1 protein-coding gene is annotated in these 1,711 nt (G+C 74.1%); it reads left to right on the top strand.

Translation table 11 applies throughout. The annotated features are described in order from the left end of the window. Window positions 1-326 precede the first annotated feature (326 nt). On the top strand, window positions 327-1,711 hold a 1,385-nt coding region (locus tag GUY61_RS38045), incomplete at its 3' end, for a wax ester/triacylglycerol synthase family O-acyltransferase (protein ID WP_166634852.1).

The following is a 1,711-nucleotide window of genomic DNA, read 5'->3' as shown; positions in this document are numbered from 1 at the left end:
CGTCCGGCTCCCCGTACCGCTTCGTCCGTACGCCGGCTGTCCGGGGCCGGGTGCGGCCGGGTTCCGGCATCCGTCCGGCCGTACGGGGCGAAGGCACCACCCGGCACCCCACCGGCGGGCGGCGGAGCGCGGCGGGAGCGGCGGGACCGGCGGAAAAACGGCCCGTGGCAGTGCTCCAACCGGGCGGCGGACGGAGGCCGCCACGGCGGTCGCCGGACACCACCCCGTAACCGTCCGTGATATGGACGTACTTGACCGTGATCGGGCGTGCGCGTTTGACTGCATGCTCCCCGTAAGGCCCCGGCCCTCGACATGAGAGCACGCCATTGACTACTGATCTGCTGTCCTCCCTCGACCTGGCGTTCTGGCATCTCGAATCCGCCGAGCACCCCATGCACCTGGGCGCTCTCGCCCTCTTCGACCTGCCGGAAGGCTCCGGCCCCGAGGAGATCACCACACTCCTGTCGGCCCGCGCCGCCGCCATCCCCCGGCTCCGGATGAAGGTCCGCGGCGTCCTGCTGCCGGTCGGCGGCTCCGCCTGGGTGACCGACAAGGACTTCGACGTACGGCGGCACGTGCGCCCCCTCCAGGCGCCGCTCGGCGACCTCGCCACCGAATCCGTCGCCCTCGCGGGCGAACTGATGGAACGACCGCTCAAGCGCGGTATCCCGCCCTGGGAGATGTACGTCATCACCGGGCCCCGTCAGCGCTCCTTCGCCGTCCTGGTGAAGCTCCACCACGCCCTGGCCGACGGCATGCGCGCCGTCGCGATCGGGGCGGGGATCTTCGACCAGGTGGCCGAGGCCCGGCGTACCACCACCGTGCGCCGCAGGAACCCGGTGCCGCCGCGCTCGTGGCTGCCGGGACCCGGCCAGGTCGCCGGTCTGGCGCGGGACCGCTTCGAGGAACTGGGCCGCGCACTCGGCATCGGCGCCTCCGTGATGCGGGCGACCCTGGACGTCCGGGACGCGCCCGCGCTCACGGCCGGCCCCAGCGGCACCCGGCGGCTGGCCACGGCCACGCTCGGCCTGCCCGATGTGCGGCGGATCCGCAGGGCCACCGGCGGCACCTCCAACGACGTACTGCTCGCCGTGGTCGCCGGGGCACTGCGGCACTGGATGCTGGAGCGCGGCGAACGGCTGTCGACCGGCTCGGATCCGCGCGCCCTGATCCCGGTCTCGCGCCGCCGCCCGGGAAGCGCCGCGCGCACCGGCAACCGTCTCTCCGGGTATCTGCTCGATCTGCCGCTGTCCGAGCCGTCGGCGGCGTGCCGGCTCGACCGCGTACGCCTGGGCATGGACCGCAACAAGGCGGCGGGCCCGGCGCGCGGTCCGGGCGCGGTGGCCCTGCTCGCGGACCAGCTGCCACCGCTGGCGCACCGCTTCGGCACGCCGCTGGTGGGCAACGCGGCACGGATGCTCTTCGACCTCCTGGTGACCAGTGTCCCGCTGCCGGGCTCGTCGCTGTCGCTGGGCGGCAGCCCGCTGCGCGCGCTGTACCCGATGGCTCCGCTCGCCAGGGGGCAGTCCCTTGCGGTGGCGCTCAGCACGTACGGGGACAAGGTGCACGTGGGGCTGGTCGCCGACGGCAAGGCGGTGCCGGACGCGGACAGCATCGCCGAGGCCGTGCACGTATCCCTCGCCGAACTCCTCGCGCTGCGGCTCGGCCCCCGCGACGTCGGATCCATCGCCTTCCCGTACGCGCACATAGG

It is taken from the genome of Streptomyces sp. GC420 (assembly GCF_009916105.1).
Lineage (GTDB): Bacteria > Actinomycetota > Actinomycetes > Streptomycetales > Streptomycetaceae > Streptomyces.
The sequence above is the reverse complement of the archived record's forward strand: the minus strand, read 5'-3'. Positions and strand labels throughout refer to the sequence as shown.